Source organism: Mesorhizobium sp. J18 (assembly GCF_007829525.1).
Classification (GTDB): Bacteria; Pseudomonadota; Alphaproteobacteria; order Rhizobiales; family Rhizobiaceae; genus VLJP01.
Map to the genome: position 1 here is coordinate 20,567 of NZ_VLJP01000027.1, position 20,097 is coordinate 40,663.

Sequence of the window (20,097 nt, forward strand, 5' to 3'; positions counted from 1 at the left end):
CCCGCCATTTTTCGTAGAACCCATTCTCATAAAGTCCGTTGCATTCGGCCGGCGGCGCGGCCAATCTGCCAGGAAAACGGGAGGCAGAATGTCACATCCGCTCATCTACACCGACGAAACCGTCGAGGCATTGCGCGAACAGGTGCGGCGCTTCGTCGAGACCGAAGTCGTTCCCAATGGCGACGTCTGGGAGAAGGGCGGCATGGTGCCGCGCGAGGTGCTCGGGAAAATGGGCGAACTCGGTTTCCTGGGCATCCGCTATCAGGAGAAATACGGCGGCGCCGGCCTCGATACCGTTGCCACGGTCGCCTTCGTAGAGGAGCTGTCGCGCTCCACCTATGCTGGGTTCAACATCACCGTTCTCGTCCACACCGACATGGCTTCGCCGCATCTGGCCCGCTTCGGCACATCGGAACAGCTCGACCGCTACATGCCCGACATCGTTGCCGGCCGGAAGATCACCGGCGTCGGCGTCACCGAACCGGGCGGCGGCTCGGATGTGCAGGCCCTGCGCACCCGCGCCGAGAAGCGCGGCAACGGCTGGGTCCTGAACGGCAGCAAGATGTTCATTACCAACGGCGTGCATGGCGACCTATTTTTCGTCGCTGCCCGTACCGATCCAGATGCCAAGGGTTCGCGCGGGATTTCAATGTTCATCGTCGAGAAGGACACGCCCGGCTTTCGCGTCGGCCGCAAGCTCGACAAGATGGGCTGGCGCTCCTCCGATACCGCCGAACTCGTCTTCGAGGACTGCGAACTGCCCGGCGACGCACTTCTCGGCACGGAAAATCGCGGCTTCTACGCCATCATGGAGAACTTCCAGAACGAACGCATCGTGCTCGGTGCCATGTGCGTCGGAGAAGCACAGAAGGCGATCGACCTGACCCTGGATTACGTGAAGGAACGTCCCGCCTTCGGCGCCAGGCTCTGGGACAAGCAGGCAATCCGCCAGCGCCTCGCCATGCTGCAGGCGGAGGTCGCCGCCGCCCGCCAACTCGTCTATCATGCGGCATGGCTTGACGCGCAGGGCCAGGACGCCACGCGCGAGGTTTCTATGGTCAAGGCGCTGTGCGGCGAGCTCGTAAACCGCGTCATGTATTCCTGCCAGCAGTTCCACGGCGGCTACGGCTATATGCGCGAATTTCCCATCGAGCGCATGGTGCGCGACGCCCGTATCCAGGCAATCGGCGGCGGCGCCACCGAGGTGATGCTGGAGGAGGTCGCCAAGCGCATGTAGCCTATTGGCAACGCGGACCCACAATGAACGCGAAAGGCCGCGCATTACGATTATTTAATGATATATTGAGTGATAAGTTACATAGAAATCGCGTATAGGCGGTCAATCGCGTAGGGCCCGTGGCCGGGCCTGTTTTGTTTCTCGCACGGCCCTTGTGCCGGAACGACCGAACCCGGAGCAGTGGATGTCATTCTGGAAGCAGTCGGCCCTTTGCCTGATCGTTCTTGCGGCCGCCATTGTCATATGGGCGAAATTCTTCCCTGGAGCTCAGGAGGTCCTGGGACGGTGGGGCATGGATTGGGCCATCGCCGCGACCGATGCGTCGGATGAGCGCGCCACTGCGCAAGACGGCATGTCAGGGGCCGGCGAAGGTCCTAGCGGCCAGGTTGTGATCGAACCCATAGCAATCGCGACGATCAATGACCGGCTGACAGCGATCGGTACCGGCCGCGCCTTGAATTCGGTTATCGTCACCCCGTTCAGTTCCGGGCGCATAACCGAAATCCTCGTCGATTCCGGCGCTGAGGTGGAGGCCGGACAGCCGATTGCCCGCCTTGATCTCGACGCCGAACAGATTGCCGTCGATCGCGCGAAGCTGACGGTCGATGATGCCCAGGCCAAGCTCGACCGGGTGCTGGCGCTGCGCTCCTCGAATACCTCCACTGCCGTCCAGGTGACGCAGGCCGAGCTGGAACTGCGCAATGCCCAGCTTGCGCTGCGTGAAGCTGAACTGGCGCTCGAGCGCCGCTCCATCGTCGCGCCGATTTCGGGTGTCGTCGGCATCCTTCCGGTTTCGGAAGGTGATTACGTCACGACGGAAACCAACATCGCGACCATCGACGACCGCTCTGAGATCCTGATCGACTTCTGGGTGCCGGAACGTTACGCCAGCTCGGTCCGCCTCGACATGCCCTTGTCGGCCACCTCCATTTCACGCCCGACCGAAGTCTATCAGGGCACCGTCAACGCGCTCGACAACCGCATAGACCCTGAAAGCCGCACCCTGCAGGTACAGGCCCGCGTCATCAATCCGGCCGACACCCTGCGCGCCGGCATGGCCTTCCGGGTGACATTGCAGTTCCCCGGCGACACCTACGCCTCCGTCGATCCGCTCGCCATCCAGTGGGGAGCGGAAGGGGCCTTCGTCTGGGCCGTCCAGGATGGCCGCGCGCGCCGCACGCCGGTGACCATCATCCAGCGCAACACCGACAGCGTTCTGGTGGACGGCGATTTCGTCGACGGAGACGTCGTGGTGGTGCAGGGTATCCACAATGTGCGCGATGGCGCCGAGGTCCTGGTCGCAGAGCGCGGTGGTGGAAGCTCCGCCATTCCAAGCACCGCCCTCCCCGCGCGCGGATCATAGGTCAGGCGAAGGAGAACCGGTTTGAACGAGGGTCCGACCTCCCGCACGGAAACCGGTATGACGGCGCTTTTCATCCGCCGGCCGGTGCTCGCATTCGTGCTCAACACGCTGATCGCGGTGGCAGGTCTGGCCGCTTTCTTCGGCGTCGAGATTCGCGAGCTTCCCGATGTCGACCGCCCGGTCATCACGATCTCCACCGATTTCCAGGGCGCTGCGGCGGAAACTGTCGACCGTGAGCTGACCTCTGTCATCGAAGGCGCCATTTCGCGGGTCGCCGGCATCAAGTCGATCTCCTCCACCTCGTCCTTCGGACGAAGCCGGGTGACGGTCGAGTTCGGTGACGAGACCAATCTCGACGTTGCCGCCTCGGATCTGCGCGATGCGCTCGGCCGCGTGCAGAACGACATACCCGAAGAGGCGGATCCGTCGCGCATCGTCAAGGCTGATGCCAATGCCGAGCCCGTGATCCGGCTGGCGGTGACTTCCTCCACCATGAGTATCCAGGACATGACCGTCCTGGTGGAGGACGAGATCGCCGATACATTCGCCGCCGTGCCCGGCGTGGCAGACGTCCAGATATGGGGTGATCGGGCCAAGATCTTCCGCGTCGACATCAACCAGGCGCGGCTTGCCAGCCGCGGCCTGACGGTCGCCGACGTGCACGACGCCCTGGCGACCGTGGCCTTCGACACGCCCGCCGGCTCGCTGACCAGCAATACGCAGGACCTCGTTGTGCGCGCCACGGCGACCGTCACCACGCCGGAAGGTTTCGAAAGCATCTTCATCAACAGGAACACCCGCATCGGCGACGTCGCGACGGTGACGCTCGGCGGCGATATCGGCGAATCGCAGTTGCGCGCCAACGGCCAGACTGGCATCGGCCTCGGCATCATCCGCCAGGCCCAGTCGAACACGCTCGATATCTCTGAGGGCGTCAGGGAGGCGGTCGAAAATCTCCGGCCGAACTTGCCCGAGGGCATGAACATCACCATCACCAGTGACGACGCCGCCTTCATCGACGGCGCCATTCACGAGGTCGAGATTGCTCTCGGCATCTCGGTCACGGTGGTGCTTGCCATCATTTTCCTGTTCCTGTGGGACTGGCGGGCGACCGTCATTCCCGGCGTCGCCATTCCGGTCGCCCTGATCGGTACGATCGCGGCCATTTATCTCGCCGGCTTCTCCGTCAACATCCTGACGCTGCTCGCCCTGGTGCTGGCCACCGGCCTCGTCGTTGACGATGCCATTGTGGTTCTGGAGAACATCGTGCGCCGGCGCAATGAGGGCATCGGCCCCCGCGCGGCGGCCGTTCTCGGCACCGAGGAGGTCTTCTTCGCCGTTCTTGCGACCACCGCGACGCTGATCGCCGTCTTCGTGCCTCTATCCTTCCTGCCGGGACAGGCAGGCGGGCTTTTCCGCGAATTCGGTTTCGTGCTCGCCTTCTCGGTGTTCCTGTCTTCCATTGTTGCCCTGTCGCTCTGTCCGATGCTTGCCTCGCGCATGCTTGCCGGCTCGCAGGAGGGGCATGAGCATCGTGGAGGAGCGGTTGTCCGCCTCGGCCGCTCGCTTGCGGAATTCTACCGGCGCTGCCTCAGGGCCTGTCTCAAGGCTCCGCTGGTGGTCGTTCTGGTCTCTGTCCTGTTTGCCGGCGCTGCCTTTGCCATGTTCGGCACCATCCGCAACGAGCTGACGCCGCCCGAGGATCGCTCGATGGCCTTCCTGCGCATCCAGGCGCCACAAGGCGTCAGCCTCGATTATCTCGCAGGGCAGATGAACGAGATCGAGCGGCTTATCCGGCCGCTGCGTGACAGCGGAGAGATCAGGAGCACCTTCTCCATCGCCGGCGCGCGAGGGGCGAAGAACACCGGCTTCATGGTGATGAGCCTGGCGCCTTGGGAAGAACGTCAGCGTACCCAGCAGGAAATTCTCGACGAGGTTTCCGCGCTTGTCGAGAACGTGCCCGGTGTTCGCGCCTTCGCCTTCCAGCCGAACAGCCTCGGCATCCGCGGCGCCGGCAGCGGCCTGCAATTCGCACTGGCCGGATACAGCTATCAGTCCTTGACCGATGCGGCGATGAAGATCGTTGCCGAAATGGACAAGGACCTGCGCTTCGAGCAGGCCCGCCTCTCGGACGACCTGACGCAGCCGCAGCTCTCCATCGCCATAGACCGTGAGCGGGCTTCCGATCTCGGCATCGACATCGCCGGCTTCGGCGAGGCCATGCAGGCCATGCTCGATGGCCGCGAGATCGGCTCGGTTTTCATCAATGACCGCAGCTTCGACGTGAAGCTCGTCTCGACGACCAATCCGATCAACGACCCGACCGATCTGGAAAACATATTCCTGAAGACCAGCGACGGGAAATTCGTTCCGGTTTCGACCGTAGCCACCCTGAAGGAAGAGCCCGTCCCGCCCGCGCTCCAGCGCGAGCAGCAGATGCGCGCGGTCGGCATCACCTCGGCGCTGCGTTCGGATTTCGCCCTCGGAGACGCCTATGAGCGCGCGCAGGAGATTGCCGAACCACTGATGCCGGCCGGCAGCCGCATCATTCCGCTCGCCGAAACCGCCACCCTGGGCGAAACTTCCGACAGCATGCTGACCACTTTCGGCTTCGCCATCGTCATCATACTGCTGGTGCTCGCCGCGCAATTCGAAAGCTTCGTCAGCGCCGTCATCATCATGGCAACCGTGCCGCTGGGACTTGCATGCGCCGTCTTCGCACTCATCCTCACTGGCACCAGCCTGAACGTCTACAGCCAGATCGGCCTGGTCATGCTCATCGGCATCATGGCCAAGAACGGCATCCTTATCGTCGAATTCGCCAACCAGTTGCGCGAGCGCGGGCTTGGAGTACATGAGGCGATCGAGGAGGCCTCCAATATCCGCCTTCGCCCGGTGCTGATGACCATGATCTGCACCATCGTCGGCGGCCTGCCGCTGGTACTGGCGAGCGGGGCCGGCGCGGAAGCCCGCATCGCGCTCGGCTGGGTCATCGTGGGCGGCCTCGGCCTTTCGACCCTGGCGACGCTTTTCCTCACTCCCGTCGTCTATCTGCTGCTCGGACGCTTCGTGACGCCGAAGACCGAAGAGGAAGCCCGCCTGCATCGGGAACTGGGCCAGGCCCAGGCCAAGGCGCGGCTGGCGCCCGGCGAATAGCGGATCGATCGCCACAAAAAAGCCGCGCGGATCATGCCCGCGCGGCCTTCGACGTTTCGCCGTCTTATTTGCGCGTTATTTGCGCGCGACTTCCCGCCACATGCCATCCTGGACCTGAGAGATCACGATCAGGTCGCCGCCCTTGTGGTCATCCGGGCCGTATTTGACCTCGACATCCATGACCGGGTCGTAGAAGGACAGCGATTCCATCCCTTTCTGGAAGCTTTCCGGCGTCAGGTCGGGACCGGCCGCCTCGAGGCCCGCCACGAGAAGCGCGGCAGCGCCGTATCCGAGCTGCGCGGCGGTTCCGGGATCCTCGTTGAAGGTCTTCTTGTAGTCTTCTGCCCAGGCTTTCAGTTCCTCGTTCTCGTCCAGCCGCGCTTCGAGGTCGGACCAGCCAGCGCCGGCATAGTAGCCTTCGGTCACGCCGCCCGGAACCTTGGCGACCGCCGTGTTGAAGGCCGCCGAGGAGCCGAGGAAGGAGACATCCTCCCAGCCGAGCTTCTTGGCCGTACCGATGGCGACGATCGTCTGGCGTACGCCGAGGCCGGTCGCCACGATATCGCAGCCCGCATCACGCAGCTTGGTGATCGAGCCGACGAAATCCTGCTCGTCCGGCTTGTGCGTGGTCTCGGCGGCAAAGGTCAGGCCCAAGGCCTCCGCCTGATCCTTGGCCGCCTCCTCGACCTCGAGCCCGAAATCGGACGGGATATACATGGCGCAGATCTCCTTGGCGTCCTTCTCCTCGGCAAGAAGCGCCACGGCCGCTTTCACCTGGTCGTAATAGGTAGAGGTGCCAAGATATTTGTAGGTTATGTCGCCCTCGATCATCTGCCGCGCAGCCGTCAGGGGAGACACATTGGCGATCTTCTTCGGCTCCATCATCTTGAAGCCCGCGATGTTGTGCGGCGTTCCAAGATTGAGGATCATCGCGAACACCTTGTCCGAATTGATCAGCTTGTTGAAGTTCTGCACCGCCTTGGGCACCTGGTAGCCGTGGTCCTCGGCGATGAACCTGATCTTGCGGCCGTGCACGCCGCCCTTTTCGTTGACCTGGTCGAAATAGCGCTGTGCCGCCTTGATGGCCTGCACGTTGAAGGCGGCGAAAATGCCTGAAAGGTCGCCGTTCGAGCCGATGACGATCTCGGTATCGGTCACGCCCTGCTGGGCGTGCGCCGCGCCCGTCATTCCCACGGCAGCGGCAAGGGCAAGCAAGGAAGTCCTGACTGCATGTTTCATGTGCGTTTCCTCCGGTTGCACCATTCGAGCGACGGCGGGACCTGCCCCCTACCCGTACATCTCGTCTATCAGCTTCTTGTGCTTCTTCTCCACGAAGCTGCGTTTCAGCTTCATCGTGGCCGTCAGCTCCTCGTCCTCCGCGGTGAGCAGCACATCGATCAAGCGGAAATCCTTTATCTGTTCCACGCGGGCAAACTCCCTGTTCGTCTCCTCCACGACCCCTGCGATCAGCTCCCGCACCTCCTTCGCCTGGCAGAGCGAGCGGAAATCGCTGAAGGGCACGCGGTTGTCCTGGGCGAATTTCTCGACATTCTCCTGATCGATCATGATCAGGCAGGTGAGGTAGTTCCTCCGGTCTCCCAGAACGACGGCATCGGATATGTAGGGCGAGAATTTCAGCCGGTTCTCGATCTCGGCGGGGGTTATGTTCTTGCCGCCGGCGGTGATGATGATGTCCTTGGCTCGGCCGGTGATGAAGAGAAAGCCTTCATTGTCGATGCGCCCCACATCACCGGTATGAAGCCAGCCCTCCGGGTCGATCGCTTCCGCGCTCTTGTCCGGCTTGCCCCAGTAGCCCTTGAAGACATTCGGGCCACGATAGAGGATTTCCCCGTCGGGGCCGATTCTTGCCTCCGCTCCCGGCACCACTTTGCCTATGCTGCCGGTCTTGCAATCCGTCAGCGTGTTGACCGAGATGACGCCGGAGCTCTCCGTCATGCCGTAGCCTTCGAGGATCGTCACCCCGATCGCCTTGAACCACTTGAGCAGGTCCGGTGAGATCGGCGCCGCACCTGTCGTGCCGCGGCGCAACCGGTCAAAGCCGAGCATCTGGCGCATGTTCCTGAGCACCATCCGGTCCCAGAAGGCATGGGCAAGGCGTGTGCCGAAAGGCACCTCTCGCCCCTCCTCCAGATATTGCGCTCTCGCCATGCCAGCCGCCACGGCGCGCCGATAGGCCCAGCGGCCGAGCGGGGTCGCCTCGCCGGCCATGATCGTGATGCGCGAATAGATCTTTTCCCAGACCCGCGGCACCGCCGTGAAGACATGCGGGCTCACCTCGCGCACATTGTCGAACACGGTTTCCGGGCTTTCGGCGAAATTGACCGTCGATTCCATGCCGATCGGGAGGAAGACCGATATCAGCCTTTCGAGGATGTGGCAGAGCGGCAGGAAACAGACCTGCTCGTCGTCGGCCCGCACCGGCAGGGTCAGCACCCCGCCGATGATGGAAACGATAATGTTCTCATGGCTGATCATCGCCCCTTTCGGCGGCCCGGTCGTGCCGGAAGTATAAACGAGGATGGCGGTATCCTGCGGCTCCGATCTGGCGATCTCCTCATCGAAGCGGTTCGGGTTCTCCTTCAGGAACTCGCGGCCGATCCGGTAGAGGTCGTCGAGGAAGAGCACCCTTTCATGCGAAAAGTCGAACAGCCCGTCGCGGTCGAAGACGATGACCTTGGCAAGCCCCGGCATCTCGTTCTGGACCGAGAGAAATTTGTCGAGTTGCTCGTCATTCTCCACGAAAAGAAAGCGGCTGTCGGAATCGTTGACCAGATAGGCAAGCTGGCTCGCCGAGTCGGTCGGATAGACGCCGGAAGCGATCCCGCCCACAGACTGCACGCCGAGATCGGCATAGATCCATTCCTTGTTGTCCTCCGAAAGGATCGAGACCACCTCGCCGCGCTTTAGTCCCAGCGACAGGAGCCCGAGGCCGATCAGGCGGGCATGTTCGTAAAAGTCGTCCCAGGTATAGGAAAGCCAGATTCCATAATCCTTCTCGCGATGCGCCACCTTTTGCCCGAGCTTGCGGCAGCGTTCGCGGAAGAGCTTCACCAGCGTGTCGCAGCCGTCGAAATAGAATGGGCCGGTGGCCAGATCGGCATTGAAGCTGTGCCCGCCCACCGTCTGCTGCGGGGGAAGCTGCCTGGCAATCGTCATGCCATCCTCCACCGTCATCGCCATGTCTTCTTCTGCTTCCAGCGCTTCTGGCCGCGCTGCGTCTCCTGCTGGACGCCAAGATAGAATTCCTGCACGTCCTTGGATTCCATCAGCCGCCGAGCATCGTTCGCCATCACCATGCGGCCGAGTTCCATCACATATCCGTAGTCGGCGACTTCCAGCGCCACCTTGGCATTCTGCTCGACCAGCATCATCGTCACCCCCTGCTCGCGGTTCAGCCGGCGTATGATGGTGAAGATCTCCTTCACCAGCCGGGGCGACAGGCCGAGGCTCGGCTCGTCAAGCAGCATCAGCTTCGGCCGCGCCATCAGCCCGCGTCCGATCGCCAGCATCTGCTGCTGCCCGCCTGAAAGCGTGCCCGCTGCCTGACGCCGCCTTTCGGCAAGGATCGGGAAATAGGAATAGACCATCTCCTGATCCTGACGGATACCGTCGGCGTCGGAGCGCACATAGGCGCCCATCTTCAGGTTCTCCTCCACCGTGAGCAGCGGAAACACCTCGCGCCCTTCCGGCACATGGACGATGCCCATGCGCACGATCTTGTCGGGATCGAAGCCCGCGATATCGCGGCCCTGATAGAGAATTTCGCCCTTTTCCGGGTCCATCACGCCGGAGATCGTCTTTAGAAGCGTCGTCTTGCCGGCGCCATTGGCGCCAAGCACGCTGACAATCTGCCCCTCGCGCACTTCCAGGCTTACGCCGCGGATCGCCATGATCGGCCCGTAATAGGATTCCAGGTTCCTGACCGTCAGAATCACGGACGTGTCGGCCTGCGCCGGCCTTTCCTCCTGCATCAGCATCAGGCCACCACCCTTTCATGCTCGTCCGAAGTGCCTATATAGGCCTCGATCACTGCCGGATCGTTCTGCACTTCCTGCGGCGTGCCGAGCGAAAGCATCTTGCCGTCCGCCAGCGCCAGCACCCGGTCGGATACTGACGAGACGAGATGCATGTCATGCTCGACCATGAGCACGGTGATGCCCATCTGTTTGCGGATATCCTCGATCCAGAACGCGACGTCCTGCGTCTCCTCCACCGAAAGGCCCGAAGCCGGTTCGTCGAGCAGGAGAAGCCGCGGCTCGATCGCCAGCGCGCGGCCCAGCTCGACCACCTTGCGCACGCCATAGGGCAGGCCGGCGATGTATTTTTCGCGATAGGGCTGGAGATCGAGGAAATCGATCACCTTCTCGACCGCCTCGCGGTGCCGTCGTTCCTCTTTGCGGACGAAGGGCGTGAACAGTATCTGCCCGGCAAAACTTCCTTGCCTGTGACGATGCCGCCCGACCAGCAGATTCTGCAGCACCGTCGCCTGCTCGAACAGCTCGATGTTCTGGAATGTACGGGCGATACCAAGGCGGGCAATCTCGTGCGGCCTGCGGTCCAGTATGCTCTCGCCTGCGAAGCGGATGTCGCCTTCCACGGGGTCGTAGAAGCGCGAGACAAGGTTGAAGAGGGTCGACTTGCCGGCCCCGTTCGGCCCGACCAGCGCAAAGACCTCGCCCTCCTCGACGGAGAAGGAGACCTTGTTGACGGCGACGACCCCGCCGAAGCGCAGCGTGACATTGTCGATCTCTAGCAAGGCCTTCATCGCATGCGCTCCGTCTTCAGGTAGCTTTTCTGCCGGCGGAACATGTCGCGGCGATAGAAGGGGAAGAGCTGGAAATAGGTGCGTATCTTGACCCAGCGGCCATAGATCCCCATCGGCTCGAACAGGATGAAGAGGATGAGGATCGCGCCGAAGATCGCCGATTCCAGCCCCGGTATCGCCACCGACCCGCCGCCGAAGACGCTGCCGGCCGTATCCCGCAGAATGGCGATGGTCTGGGGCATCAAGGCCACGATGATCGCCCCGAAGAATGCGCCGTGAATGGAGCCGAGACCACCGATCACGATCATCAGCAGGAGCTGGATCGAGATGATGATGTTGAAGGTCTCGTTGTTGAAGATGCCCGCGAAATGCCCCATCAGCGCGCCGGCAAGACCCGTGATGGTGCTGGAGATGCCGAAGGAGATTGCCTTCGTCCACGCCACATTGACGCCCATCGCGCGCGCCGAGACCTCCGAGTCGCGAATGGCGGCAAAGGACCGCCCGAGCGGCGTGCGCAGGATGTTGCGATAAGCAAGCACCATCAGGATCGCGATGGCAAGCACCAGCCAGTAGAAGCGGCCAGGCGTGCCGTAGCGGTCGAATTCGAGGCCGAAAATATTGATCGTCGGCGCCACGAGCCCCATGACGCCGCTGGTCAGCGGCTCCGCGATCACGATCAGGTCCTCCGTGAGGATGGCGATCGCCAGCGTGCCGATCGCCAGATAGACGCCGTGCAGCCGCGTCATCGGCAGCGCGATCAGCATTCCGGCAAGCCCTGCGATGAGCCCCGCCAGCGGGAAGGATAGGATGAAGGGAAGGCCCACCGGGTCCTGCAGGAGCACATTCGCGTAGCAGCCGACCGCCAGGAAGGCCGCGTGCCCGAGGCTCGCCTGTCCCGTCTGGCCGACAAGGATCATCAGCCCCATGCCGGCGATCGCCCAGATCAGCACATTGGTGATCTCGCCGAGCCAGAAGGTGTCGAGCAGGAAGGGCAGGATCAGCGACAGGACGAGCAGCGTCATGTACCAGAAGCCCTGCTCGCGGTCGCGGAAGAGATTGATGTCTGCGTCGTAGGAGGTCTTGAAGATCATCCGCATGGCTCAGACCTTCTTGCTGTGGATCTGGGCCAGGATGCCGTGCGGCCGGAAGACGAGGATCAGGAAGAGCAGCAGATACGGCGTGATCTGCGAATAGCCGGCGGCGATGTAATAGGAGGCGAAGGGTTCGATCAGCCCGACGATGATGCCGCCGAGCAGCGCGCCGGGCAGACTGCCGAACCCGCCGATCACGGCGGCCGCAAAAGCCTTGATTCCCAGCAGGCCGATAGACGGTTCGATGGAGCCCTTGGAGGCGAAGAGGATGCCGGCCACGGCGGCCACCATGCCCGCGAGCCCCCAGATCAGCGAATGCAGCCGCTTGACGGGGATGCCCATGTAGTATGCTGCGAGCTGGTTCTGCGAGGCCGCCTGCATGGCGACGCCGAGTTTCGTGCGGTTGAAATAGACATAGAGGACAAGCGTGAGCAGGAAGGTCACGATGATGACCATCACCTCGCTCAGGCCAAGCACCAGCCCTCCGAAGCGCACATATTCGCCGGCCATGGGCGTGCGCAGGGAGATCGGTTCATGCCCCCAGATCACTCCCGCCGCGAAACGCAGCACGAAGCCGAGCGCGATCGTCAGGATGATGACGGCCACCTGCGACTGGCCGAACATCCGCCTGAGCACGACCATGTCCACCAGGTAGCCGAAGACTCCCATGATCAGGATCGCGACCGGCACCGAGAACCAGAACGGCAGATCCATGAATTGCGGATTGGTCAGGCCGAGGCAGATGAAGGCGCCGAGCATCATGAAATCGCCCTGCGCGAAATTCACCGCCTCGGTTGCCTTGTAGATGAGCACGAAGCCAAGCGCGATCAGCCCGTACACGCAGCCATTCGCAAGGCCGCTGACAAAGAGCTGCAATACGTCCAAGACGCATTCCTCCCACGTTCCCGGCCGGTCTTGTGCCGGCTTTCGAGCCTACCTTATTGCACCCCGCCCAAAGGACAAGGCGCTCCTCCCTGCGCCCTTTTAAGGGCGTATAAACACCTTTCCGTTCGGCTTTGCCAATTCCTCCGGCACGCGCGCCATCGCCTCCTCAAGCGATACCATGGCCGTTACATCCGTTTTCCAGCGCCCGTCCGAAAAACGCTTCTGCGCCTCGGTGAAGGCCTGCACCTTCCTTTCGGTTGGCACCTGGCGGATCCATTCCACCAGCCAGAAGCCTTCGATCCGCTTGCGCATGAAGATCATCTGGCCGGGCTCGCGGATGACCGTCCCGGCCGGATCGAGCCGGCCATAGATGATCCAGCGCGCGCCATGGCGCATGGAATGGAATATCTCCGAGGCGACCGGGCCGGTGGTCGCGTCGAGCAGGATGCGCGGCTCCTCCTCCTTGCAGAGCGCGGCCATGCGCTGGGAAAAGTCCGGCGCCTCGCTGTTGAGCACATGCGCGGCGCCGAGCCTTTCGAGAAGCGGTATCTGCTCGTCACGGCGCACCACAGCTATGGGCCGGAAGCCTTCGTCCTTTGCCACGCCGATCATCAGCTTGCAGAGCTGGCTTGCACCGGCCGTCAGGATGAAGGACTTCTGACCCTCCTCGCGCACGATGTCGAACATGGCGAGAGCGGTGATCGGGTTGACGATCAGTGCCGCCCCGTCCTCGTCGCGCACGCCTTCGACAAGCGGAATGCAGGCTGCCGCCTCGGCCACGGCATATTCCGCCCACGAGCCCCAGCCGGTCAGCCCGACGGTGAATGCGACGCGCTTGCCGACCAGGGCCTGTCCGGCCTCGCTGCCCGCCGAGACCACGTCCCCCACACCTTCGAAGCCGGCAGGCTGGCCCTTGCGGCGCGGCTGGCCATAAAGGCCTTTGACGAACATGACATCGGATGGATTGACGGCGGCGATCCTGATCTTGATCAGCACCTGGCTCGGGCCGGGCTCCGGCATCGGGACCTGCGCCTCTTCCACATAGGGTTCCATGGCTTCCAGCACGGTGCCCGAATGCCGTGTGGCATAGCCGTCATGTTTCTGGATCAGGGCGCGCATGGTTCCGGTCATCATCGGCGGCTCACGGTTTCAGTATCAGCTTGCCGGTGGCGCCGCGCCCGAGAACGCGTTTCAGCACTTCCGGCGCCTGTGCCAGCGGATAGGTTCCTTCGATCACCGGCTTCACCTTGCCCGCAATATGCCAGCCGATCAGCTCCTTCATATTCTCGGCATAGACTTCCGGCTCCCGCTGGGTGAATGAGCCCCAGAACACGCCGACAAGGCTGAAGCCCTTGACGAGCGCCAGATTGACCGAGAATTTGGGGATCGTTCCGGAAGCGAAACCGATAATCAGCAGCCTTCCCTTCCACCCCATGGAACGCGAAAGCGCGTCGAAGGACTCGCCGCCGACCGGATCGAAGGCGACATCGACGCCCTTGCCGTCCGTCAGGCGCTTCAGCTCGTCCTTGAGGTTCTCGTAGCCGATGACTATATCCGCACCCGCTTCCCCGGCGACCCGGCGCTTCTCCTCCGTCGAGGCGACGCCGATCACCTTCGCGCCCATGGCCTTGCCGATCTGCACGGCAGCCACGCCGGTCGCGCCCGAAGCGCCCAGCACGCAGAGCGTCTCGCCGGGCTTCAGCTCGCCGCGCTGCTTCAGCGCGTGATGCGCCGTGCCGTAGCCGCATATCAGGGCGCAGGCATCCTCATTGCCTATGCCGTCGGGCAGCTTCATCACTGTCGCTTCCGGCACGGCCACCTTTTCGGCATAGGCTCCATGGGTCATCAGCGCGGCGACGCGATCGCCTGGCTTGACGCTCGCCACCTTGTCGCCGACCGCCAGCACCTTGCCAGCCACTTCCATGCCGGGCACGAAGGGGGTTTCGGGCCGCATCTGATAGAGCCCCTGCACGAGCAGGCCGTCGGGATAGTTGACACCGATGGCCTCCGCCCCGATCACGACCGCATCGCCCTTCGCCTCCGGCTCCGGCCAGTCGGCATATTCGAGCTTGTCGAGCGGAGCGAAATCGCGAGCGACGATTGCCTTCATCAGACCTTCTCTTGCGTATATTTCTTCAGTTCGGCGCGGGCGACCTGCCGGCGATGGACCGCATCGGGGCCGTCGGCCAGCCGCAGGGTGCGCAGATGCGTCCAGGCGCGCGCCAGCGGCGTGTCCTGGCTGATGCCCTGCCCGCCATGCATCTGGATCGCCTCGTCGGCAACCTTGAGCGCGACACGCGGCGCCACCACCTTGATCTGGCTGATCCAGGGGGCGGCCGCCCGCGGATCGCCCTGGTCCATCATCCAGGCCGCCTTGAGGCACAGAAGCCGCGCCATCTCGATCTCCATGCGGCATTCGGCGATGATGTCGTAATTGGCGCCGAGCTGGGCGAGCGGCTTGCCGAAGGCCTCGCGGCGCAGCGCCCGCTTGCACATCAGCTCCAGCGCCATTTCCGCCTGGCCGATGGCGCGCATGCAGTGGTGGATGCGGCCCGGCCCGAGCCGCCCCTGCGCGATCTCGAAGCCCTTCCCTTCGCCAAGGATCAGGTTTTCGGCGGGTACGCGCACATTCTCGAATTTCAGATGCAGATGCCCGTGCGGCGCGTCGTCGTCGCCATAGACTTTCATCGCCCGCAGCTTGGTGATGCCCGGCGTGTCGGCCGGCACCAGGATCATCGAGTGCCGCTGGTGCTTCGGCATGTCGTCGCCGCCGGTCTTCACCATGGTGATGTAGATGGCGCAGCGCGGGTCGCCGGCGCCCGATGACCACCATTTCTCGCCGTTCAGCACATAGCCGTCGCCGTCTCGTTCGCAGCGCATGGAGATGTTGGTGGCGTCCGACGAGGCAACGTCTGGCTCGGTCATCAGATAGGCCGAACGGATCTTCCCCTCGAGCAGCGGCTCCAGCCATTTCTTCTTGTGCTCGGGCGAGCCGAAACGCTCCAGAACCTCCATATTGCCCGTATCGGGCGCGGAGCAGTTGAAGGTCTCGGCCCCCAGATGCGCCTTGCCCATCTCCTCGGCGAGATAGGCATATTCCACGGTCGAAAGCCCGTAGCCGCGCTCGGAGCCGGTAAGCCAGAAATTCCACAATCCGCGTTCGCGCGCCTTGGCCTTCAGCCCTTCCAGAATCTCGGTCTGGCGCGGCGTGTAGCTCCAGCGGTCGCCGCTCTTGCCGACCTCGCCCAGGAATTCCTGGTCGAGCGGCATGATCTCCTCGCGCACCATGCGCGCGACCTTTTCGTGGATCGGCTTCAGCCGCTCGGTCATGCCGAGATTCATTTCCGTCATGCTGCCTGTTCCTTCCTGGTGACGAGCCCCCCCTCTGCGAAATCGACAACCTGCGTGGCCAGATGCTCTATGTCGGCCAGGGTCTCTCCCGAACGCGGGCTATACCAGAAGATGGGCGAATTCAGCGTCATGAACATGAGCTGGTTGGTGATGCTCAGGTCCTCGTAGAAAAACACGCCTTCAGCCCGGCCTTGCCTGAGGGTCTCGCGGAAGACGTCCCCATAGGCCGACCGGTAGGCGATCAGTTCGTTGAAGACGGTGCGCTGCTCCGGCGTGGTGGCACCGCGCAGATGCATTTCCACCCCGATCCATACCGCGCGCTGGAACGCTCTGGTGGTGATCATCTGCATGACATGGGCGAAGGCCATGCGCCGCCAGCGCGGCAGGGCCGGACCGGCCAGATCGCGATAAGGCGCGATCGCTTCGTAATTCATGTCCATGCCGGTGCGGAAGACATCCGCGAACAGATCGGCCTTGGACGGATAATGATGGTAGATGCGGCCCTTGGTTGCGCCAAGGCTGCGCGCCACTTCGTCGATGGAAGCCGCCGCATAGCCGCGCTCCATGAAGCATGTCGCCGCCGCCCGCAATATGTCCAGGCGCGAACTGTCCAGATTGTGCTCCCGGACGTCGAGCGTCATGCGGAAAACCCTCCTCCCGTCTTCGCCGGCTATTATTCTTGTCGATCCACCGGCGGGGCTTTACGGACCATGGAATGATGAACATACTACCGGGTATGTTGTCAATGTGCGCGCCGTGCCGATTGTCGCGGGAGGAGTGATTTCATGAGCTATCTGGACGAACTGTTTTCTGTCGCCGGCAAGACGGCGCTTGTCACCGGAGCCGCCACCGGCATTGGACGTATGGCCGCGACCGGGCTGATCCAGGCGGGCGCGAATGTCATGATCGCCTCACGCAAGGGTGCCGAATGCGAAAAGACGGCCGAGGAGCTGAACGCGCTGGGTGGTGCCGGAAAGGCGGAGGGCTTTGCCGGCGACGTGAGTTCCGAGGAAGGCGTGCTGGCGCTTGCCGGGGAGGTCAAGAAGCGCACGGACAAGCTCCATATCCTCATCAACAATGCCGGCGTGAGCTGGGGCGAGCCCTTCGAGACCTTTCCCTATCACGCCTGGGCGCGCGTGCTGAACGTCAATGTCACCGGTCTCTTCCATTTGACGCGCGAGCTCGTTCCGCTGCTTGAAAAAGCCGCCAGCCATGAAGACCCGGCCCGCATCATCAATCTGGGCTCCGTCATGGGAACGCAGCCGATCGCCGACGGTGCCTATTCCTATACGGCCTCGAAGGCTGCCGTTCACCATCTGACGCGCACCCTCGCCATCGAACTTGCCGAAAGGCGCATCACCGTCAACGCTTTCGCGCCCGGCCCCTTCCAGAGCCGCATGACGGCCTTCGCCACCAAGACCGACGAACAGGCTGCCAGGATCGGCAGCCGGGTACCGATGGGGCGGATCGGCGCTCCGGATGACATCGCGGGAGCAACACTGTATCTGTGCAGCCGGGCCGGCAGCTATGTGACCGGCGCAATACTTCCGCTCGATGGGGGTCAGTCGGTGCAGCACGGGATGAAGCTGTTCAAGGACTGACCTGTCGGGCACCGGGACGGAGCAGGGTCTTTGAACGACAGAACCGTTACGATAGACGAGGCAAAGGCGCTGGTCGGCAAGGAGATCGGCGTGTCAGGATGGCGCGTCGTCTCGCAGCGGATGATCGACCAGTTCGCCGAGGCGACCGACGATCATCAATTCATCCATACGGACCCTGAAAGGGCGGCGCGCGAGACGCAATTCGGCGGCACGATCGCCCATGGCTTCCTGTCGCTTTCTCTTCTGTCCGCCATGGTCTTCGAGGCAGTGCCGCGGGTCGAAGGCGCGGCAATGGGGGTCAATTTCGGCTTCGACAAGGTGCGCTTCCTGGCGCCGGTCAAGTCGGGCGCCCGCATCCGCGCCCGTTTCGTTCTGGCCAAATTCAACCTGCGCCCTTCCGGCATCGTCGAGATCGGCTATGACGTGACGGTCGAGATCGAGAATTTCCTGAAGCCGGCACTGACCGCCCGCTGGCTGACGCTCGCCATGCCCGACCGTGCCGGGGAAGAAACCGCATGAAGGATCCCAACAGGCTCGACGCGGCCACACTCGGCCCCTATCTCGAAACCCATGTGGAAGGCTTCTCCGGCCTCGAGGTAATCGAGAAATTCAGTTCCGGCCAGTCGAACCCGACCTATCTCCTGAAGGCGAAAAGCGGCCGTTACGTGCTGCGCGCCAAGCCGCCGGGCGAGCTGCTGAAATCGGCGCATCAGGTGGATCGCGAATTCCGCGTCATGCAGGCGCTTGCCGACACGCCGGTTCCCGTGCCGCCCGTCCTGCATCTGTCGCCGGAGGATTCCCCCATCGGCCGCATGTTCTATGTCATGGGCCTCGTGGAGGGCCGCATCTTCTGGGATCCGGCCCTGCCGGAGGTTGGAAGCAATGACGAGCGCACCGCCATCTACGACGCCATGAACGAAACGCTGGCCGCCCTTCACGACGTGGATATCGAAAAGGCGGGCCTTGCGGATTTCGGCAAGCCGGGCAGCTATTTCGAACGTCAGTTCTCGCGCTGGRCGAGCCAGTACCGCGCCTCCGAGACGGAGACCGTGCCCGACATGGACCGGCTGATCGCCTGGCTGGAGGAGCATATGCCGCCGGACGACGGGCGCGTGTCGCTCGTCCATGGCGATTACCGGCTCGACAACATGATCTTCGCGCCGGACAGGCCCAAAGTCGCGGCGGTGCTGGATTGGGAGCTTTCCACCCTCGGTCATCCCTTTGCCGACGTCGCCTATCAATGCATGCAGTGGCGCCTGCCGCACAGTTCCGGCTTCAAGGGGCTGGGCGGCATCGACCGGTCAGCCATCGGTCTTCCCTCCGAGGAGGCCTATGTCGAAAGCTATTGCGCGCGGCGCGGAATTGCCGCGATCGGCAACTGGACCTTCTATCTTGCTTTCTCCTTCTTCCGCCTCGCCGCGATCTGCCAGGGCGTCTACAAGCGCGCCCTGGACGGCAACGCGTCGAACCCGGAAAAGGCAAAGACCTATGGGGAAGCGGTAAAGCTGCTTGCCGGGCTCGCCGGTGAGCTGATCGACGGGAAAGGATCGAGGATGCGATGAAACGCTTCGACGGACTTACCGTATTGGTGACGGGGGCATGTGGCGGCTTCGGCAGCCGGGCGGCCGCGCGTTTCGCCGCCGAGGGAGCACGCCTTGTCCTGTCCGACATCAGTCCCGAGCCGCTTGAAACCCTGGCGGCCTCGCTGGAAGCCGAGACGGCGACACTGGCCGGCGACATCGCCAGGGAAAGCCTTTCGGAGAATCTGGTGAAGCTGGCGCTGGAGAAATTCGGCCGGCTCGATATCGCCGTCAACAATGCCGGCATCGCGCAGAATTTCGTGAAACTCCCTCTCATTCCTTCCGAGGAGGCGCGGCGCATCCTTGAGGTGGACCTGCTCGGCGTATTCTACGCCATGAAGCATCAATTGCCGGTGATGGAGCGCCAGCATCGCGAAGGATCGCGCGGCGGAGCGATCGTCAACATCGCCTCCGTCGCCGGCATTGCCGGCGCGCCGCGGCTTGCGGCCTATGCGGCGGCCAAGCACGGCGTCGTCGGCCTGACCCGTTCCGCGGCGGCGGAATATGCCACCAAGGGCATCCGCGTGAACGCCGTCTGCCCCTCCTTCGCCCGCACGGCCATGGTGACGGGCACGTTGAAGCTGGCTCCGGACAACGCCGCAGCCGAAGCCGACCTGACGCGCGGTGTGCCAATGAAACGGCTCGCCGAGGTGGAAGAGATTGTCGAAGTGATCCTTTTTGCCGCCGATCCGAAAAACAGCTTCATGACAGGCCAGACGCTCGCCGCCGACGGCGGCATCACCGCGATCTGAATTAGAGGTGCAGCCGCTCCTCTCTGTCTCCATTCAACAGGCGGTGAAGGAACACGCGCGGGGATAGATTCTTCGCCCTCTCCGCGCCAAGCCATTGTCGCCCTTCACCATTCACTACTCCCCATTCACCATTTCATCCCCGCCTTCCTAACCTGCGCTATCCTTGCCCCATCCCTTTCCGCGGGAAAGCGGGTCGCGACGGCGGTCCCGCGGGAAAGGGACCGGCGCCTCCGTCCTGCCCTCGTAAGGCGGGGCCGGGGAGGTTCCGTCCAAGGGTTCCCCTCCCGGTACTACG

Annotated in this window: 17 protein-coding genes; 7 read left to right on the plus strand and 10 right to left on the minus strand. The window is 63.2% G+C overall.

Annotation, left to right across the window (positions count from 1 at the left end; genetic code table 11):
• Positions 1-88: 88 nt before the first annotated feature.
• From L598_RS11800 to L598_RS11810, 3 genes are all read left to right on the plus strand, one after another.
• A complete protein-coding gene (locus L598_RS11800; protein ID WP_144862724.1) occupies positions 89-1,237 on the plus strand; it encodes an acyl-CoA dehydrogenase family protein in 1,149 nt (382 codons plus the stop codon).
• Positions 1,238-1,421: 184 nt separating this feature from the next.
• Positions 1,422-2,600, plus strand: coding sequence for an efflux RND transporter periplasmic adaptor subunit (locus L598_RS11805; protein ID WP_144862725.1), 1,179 nt, complete (start codon positions 1,422-1,424; stop codon positions 2,598-2,600).
• A gap of 57 nt (positions 2,601-2,657) precedes the next feature.
• Positions 2,658-5,756 (plus strand): efflux RND transporter permease subunit, encoded by a 3,099-nt coding sequence (locus L598_RS11810; protein ID WP_144862738.1) that lies wholly within the window; start codon positions 2,658-2,660, stop codon positions 5,754-5,756.
• A gap of 75 nt (positions 5,757-5,831) precedes the next feature.
• Here the strand turns inward: L598_RS11810 and L598_RS11815 are convergent, their stop codons facing one another.
• From L598_RS11815 to L598_RS11860, 10 genes are all read right to left on the minus strand, one after another.
• The gene (locus L598_RS11815) at positions 5,832-6,995 is read right to left on the minus strand and encodes an ABC transporter substrate-binding protein (RefSeq protein WP_144862726.1); all 1,164 of its coding nucleotides are present in this window, start codon (positions 6,993-6,995) and stop codon (positions 5,832-5,834) included.
• Positions 6,996-7,043: 48 nt separating this feature from the next.
• The gene (locus L598_RS11820; protein WP_246658728.1) at positions 7,044-8,957 is read right to left on the minus strand and encodes a long-chain fatty acid--CoA ligase; all 1,914 of its coding nucleotides are present in this window, start codon (positions 8,955-8,957) and stop codon (positions 7,044-7,046) included.
• Positions 8,948-9,754 carry an ABC transporter ATP-binding protein gene (locus L598_RS11825; protein WP_246658729.1) on the minus strand — a complete coding sequence of 269 codons (807 nt, stop codon included), beginning with the start codon at positions 9,752-9,754 and terminating at the stop codon, positions 8,948-8,950. Before L598_RS11825 ends, L598_RS11820 begins: the two co-directional genes overlap by 10 nt.
• A complete protein-coding gene (locus tag L598_RS11830; protein ID WP_144862727.1) occupies positions 9,754-10,542 on the minus strand; it encodes an ABC transporter ATP-binding protein in 789 nt (262 codons plus the stop codon). The genes L598_RS11825 and L598_RS11830 overlap by 1 nt, the downstream gene beginning before the upstream one ends.
• Positions 10,539-11,639: a branched-chain amino acid ABC transporter permease gene (locus tag L598_RS11835; RefSeq protein WP_144862728.1), complete on the minus strand. Its 1,101-nt coding sequence runs from the start codon at positions 11,637-11,639 to the stop codon at positions 10,539-10,541. Before L598_RS11835 ends, L598_RS11830 begins: the two co-directional genes overlap by 4 nt.
• 3 nt (positions 11,640-11,642) lie before the next feature.
• Entirely contained in the window at positions 11,643-12,518 is an 876-nt protein-coding gene (locus L598_RS11840) for a branched-chain amino acid ABC transporter permease (RefSeq protein ID WP_144862729.1), read from the minus strand.
• A gap of 99 nt (positions 12,519-12,617) precedes the next feature.
• Positions 12,618-13,649, minus strand: coding sequence for a zinc-binding dehydrogenase (locus L598_RS11845; RefSeq protein ID WP_144862741.1), 1,032 nt, complete (start codon positions 13,647-13,649; stop codon positions 12,618-12,620).
• A 10-nt stretch (positions 13,650-13,659) separates the two neighbouring features.
• Positions 13,660-14,628: an NADPH:quinone oxidoreductase family protein gene (locus L598_RS11850; RefSeq protein WP_144862730.1), complete on the minus strand. Its 969-nt coding sequence runs from the start codon at positions 14,626-14,628 to the stop codon at positions 13,660-13,662.
• Positions 14,628-15,869, minus strand: coding sequence for an acyl-CoA dehydrogenase family protein (locus tag L598_RS11855; RefSeq protein ID WP_144862731.1), 1,242 nt, complete (start codon positions 15,867-15,869; stop codon positions 14,628-14,630). The genes L598_RS11850 and L598_RS11855 overlap by 1 nt, the downstream gene beginning before the upstream one ends.
• On the minus strand, positions 15,866-16,510 hold the full coding sequence (locus L598_RS11860; protein ID WP_144862732.1) for a TetR/AcrR family transcriptional regulator: 645 nt from the start codon (positions 16,508-16,510) through the stop codon (positions 15,866-15,868). The genes L598_RS11855 and L598_RS11860 overlap by 4 nt, the downstream gene beginning before the upstream one ends.
• Before the next feature lie 144 nt (positions 16,511-16,654).
• Here L598_RS11860 and L598_RS11865 point away from each other — a divergent pair, with 144 nt between their 5' ends.
• Genes L598_RS11865 through L598_RS11880 form a run of 4 tightly spaced genes read left to right on the plus strand, consistent with a single transcriptional unit; the run spans position 16,655 to position 19,802 of the window.
• Positions 16,655-17,470 carry an SDR family oxidoreductase gene (locus L598_RS11865; protein ID WP_144862733.1) on the plus strand — a complete coding sequence of 272 codons (816 nt, stop codon included), beginning with the start codon at positions 16,655-16,657 and terminating at the stop codon, positions 17,468-17,470.
• Between the two features lie 30 nt (positions 17,471-17,500).
• The gene (locus L598_RS11870) at positions 17,501-17,989 is read left to right on the plus strand and encodes a MaoC family dehydratase (RefSeq protein ID WP_144862734.1); all 489 of its coding nucleotides are present in this window, start codon (positions 17,501-17,503) and stop codon (positions 17,987-17,989) included.
• Positions 17,986-19,032 (plus strand): phosphotransferase family protein, encoded by a 1,047-nt coding sequence (locus tag L598_RS11875; protein WP_144862735.1) that lies wholly within the window; start codon positions 17,986-17,988, stop codon positions 19,030-19,032. Before L598_RS11870 ends, L598_RS11875 begins: the two co-directional genes overlap by 4 nt.
• Positions 19,029-19,802 carry an SDR family oxidoreductase gene (locus L598_RS11880; RefSeq protein ID WP_144862736.1) on the plus strand — a complete coding sequence of 258 codons (774 nt, stop codon included), beginning with the start codon at positions 19,029-19,031 and terminating at the stop codon, positions 19,800-19,802. Before L598_RS11875 ends, L598_RS11880 begins: the two co-directional genes overlap by 4 nt.
• Positions 19,803-20,097: the final 295 nt, after the last annotated feature.

Excerpts from the sequence above, each read along its gene's own strand:
- L598_RS11835 (WP_144862728.1), bottom strand. The coding sequence starts at position 11,639 with ATGCGGATGATCTTCAAGACCTCCTACGACGCAGACATCAATCTCTTC.
- L598_RS11845 (WP_144862741.1), bottom strand. The coding sequence starts at position 13,649 with ATGACCGGAACCATGCGCGCCCTGATCCAGAAACATGACGGCTATGCC.
- L598_RS11800 (WP_144862724.1), top strand. The coding sequence starts at position 89 with ATGTCACATCCGCTCATCTACACCGACGAAACCGTCGAGGCATTGCGC.
- L598_RS11825 (WP_246658729.1), bottom strand. The coding sequence starts at position 9,754 with ATGCTGATGCAGGAGGAAAGGCCGGCGCAGGCCGACACGTCCGTGATT.
- L598_RS11820 (WP_246658728.1), bottom strand. The coding sequence starts at position 8,957 with ATGGCGATGACGGTGGAGGATGGCATGACGATTGCCAGGCAGCTTCCC.
- L598_RS11880 (WP_144862736.1), top strand. The coding sequence starts at position 19,029 with ATGAAACGCTTCGACGGACTTACCGTATTGGTGACGGGGGCATGTGGC.
- L598_RS11805 (WP_144862725.1), top strand. The coding sequence starts at position 1,422 with ATGTCATTCTGGAAGCAGTCGGCCCTTTGCCTGATCGTTCTTGCGGCC.
- L598_RS11810 (WP_144862738.1), top strand. The coding sequence starts at position 2,658 with ATGACGGCGCTTTTCATCCGCCGGCCGGTGCTCGCATTCGTGCTCAAC.
- L598_RS11855 (WP_144862731.1), bottom strand. The coding sequence starts at position 15,869 with ATGACGGAAATGAATCTCGGCATGACCGAGCGGCTGAAGCCGATCCAC.
- L598_RS11860 (WP_144862732.1), bottom strand. The coding sequence starts at position 16,510 with ATGACGCTCGACGTCCGGGAGCACAATCTGGACAGTTCGCGCCTGGAC.
- L598_RS11850 (WP_144862730.1), bottom strand. The coding sequence starts at position 14,628 with ATGAAGGCAATCGTCGCTCGCGATTTCGCTCCGCTCGACAAGCTCGAA.
- L598_RS11815 (WP_144862726.1), bottom strand. The coding sequence starts at position 6,995 with ATGAAACATGCAGTCAGGACTTCCTTGCTTGCCCTTGCCGCTGCCGTG.
- L598_RS11830 (WP_144862727.1), bottom strand. The coding sequence starts at position 10,542 with ATGAAGGCCTTGCTAGAGATCGACAATGTCACGCTGCGCTTCGGCGGG.
- L598_RS11865 (WP_144862733.1), top strand. The coding sequence starts at position 16,655 with ATGAGCTATCTGGACGAACTGTTTTCTGTCGCCGGCAAGACGGCGCTT.